1 protein-coding gene is annotated in these 1,891 nt (G+C 78.9%); it reads left to right on the top strand.

The features are described from left to right. On the top strand, window positions 1-1,891 hold a 1,891-nt coding region (locus tag CTKZ_RS20060; RefSeq protein WP_124344565.1), incomplete at both ends, for an FtsX-like permease family protein.

Here is a 1,891-nt window from a genome sequence, read left to right on the forward strand (position 1 = left end):
GCCGGGCGCCGCGCACCCGAGGCGGCGCTGCTCGCCGCGCGCGGCATGGGGCGTCGCCGGCTCGTCGCGCAGGCCGCGGTCGAGGCGGCCGCGCTCGCGCTGCTCGCCGTGGTCCCCGCGACGATCCTCGCGCTCGTGCTCTACCGCGCGCTCGCCGACGCCGTCGGTCTCGGGCCGACCGCCGTCCCCGAGCGTGACCTCGTGCCGCTCGTCGCGAGCGTCGCCGTCGTGACGGTCGTGCTCGGCGCGCTGCTCGTGCTGCCGTGGCTGCGCACCGCGTCGCCGCGCGGCCGGGAGGACCGTGTCGGCGTGGTCGCCCGCTCGGGTGCGGACCTGCTGCTGCTCGCGCTCGCCGCCCTCGCGTTCCTGCAGCTGCGCGCGCACCGGGTCGCGACCGGGACCGTGGTCGACCCCGTCCTCGTCGCGGCCCCCGTGGTGTGCCTCCTGGCGGGGTCGGCGCTCCTGCTGCGTCCCCTCGCGATGCTCGCGCGTCGGGTCGACGCCCGGGCCGGTGCGTCCCGCACCCTCACGCTGCCGCTCGCCGCCTGGGGCGTCGCCCGCCGCCGCCAGGGCACCGCCGCGGCGTTCCTCCTGGTGCTCGCGACCGCCTGCGCGACGTTCGGCGTGGGGTTCGCCGCGACGTGGACGCAGTCGCAGCGCGACCAGGCCGCCGCGCGGGTCGGGACGGACCTGTCGGTCCCTGCGCCGGGAGACGTCCTCGGCTCCGGGGCGGTCGTGCGGGACGCCACCGGTGGGCGGGTCAGCACCGTCACGACCCGTCCGACCGTGCTCGGCTCGCGCGCGAACAGCGGCGACGAGCCCGTGCAGCTCGTCGCGGTCGACACCCGGGACGCCGACGGCCTGCTGCGCGGCCGGCTGCCGTCGGGCGGCTGGGACGAGGCGACGTCCGGGCTCGCGCCGGCCGACGACGCCGGCGGAGCCGAGGTCGCGGGCGGGCGGACCGACGTCGTCGTGACGGGCCGGGTCGACGGGGACGACGTGACGGTCGAGGCCGCGCTGACCCTCGTCGTGCAGGACGCCGACGGTGCCCGGGCCGCGCTCCCCGTCGGCACCGCGACCCTCGACGGCACCACCGCGACGACACCCGTCGACGTCCCGGCCGACGCCCGCGTCGTCGCGGTCGACGCACGCCTCTCGGCCGTCGGGAGCGACCCCGACCGGCAGCGGTCCCCCCGGTTCACGATCGACGTGACCCTGCGCGCCGCGACGCCCGCACCCGGCGGCTCGTGGTCGGCGGCCGCACCACCGCACGACGACTTCGGCGTCGTGACCGTCACGGACGTCACCGGCGACGCCGTGCCGGACGGGGTGCGCGTGACCTTCGCGGGGAGCCTCGACCTGCCCGGCCTGTACTGGACCGACGGTGCGCTCACCGCGCTCGCGTTCGCACCCGTCACCGAGGTGCCCGTCGTCCTGTCGGAGCCCCTCGCCGACGACCTGGGGATCGGCGTCGGCGACGGCGTCCAGGTGTCGCTCGGCCTCACGCGCGTCCAGGCCGTCGTGCAGCGCGTGACGCCGTACGTGCCGTCCCAGCCGCGCGGACCCGCGCTGCTCGCCGACGTGGACACCCTGTCCCGCGCCGCCCTCAGCGTGGGCGACCTCGCCCCCCTCACCGACGCGTGGTGGGTGGGCGGCGAGATCCGTGCCGACGCGGCCGCCACCCTGGGCGGGCTGGGCATGACGCCCGTCGTCGAGCGAGCGACCGTGGTGCGCGAGGCCGTCGACGGTCCCCTGCGTGCCGCGCAGCGGGCCGCCGCGGCGCTCCTGGTCGTCGCCGCCCTCGTGCTCGCGCTCGCGGGGACCGCGCTGCACGCGACGGCCGCGCTCGAGGCGCGCGAGCTCGACGTCGCGCGGCTGCGCGGCCTCGGCG

This window comes from Cellulomonas algicola, from assembly GCF_003851725.1.
Taxonomy (GTDB): Bacteria; Actinomycetota; Actinomycetes; order Actinomycetales; family Cellulomonadaceae; genus Cellulomonas; species Cellulomonas algicola.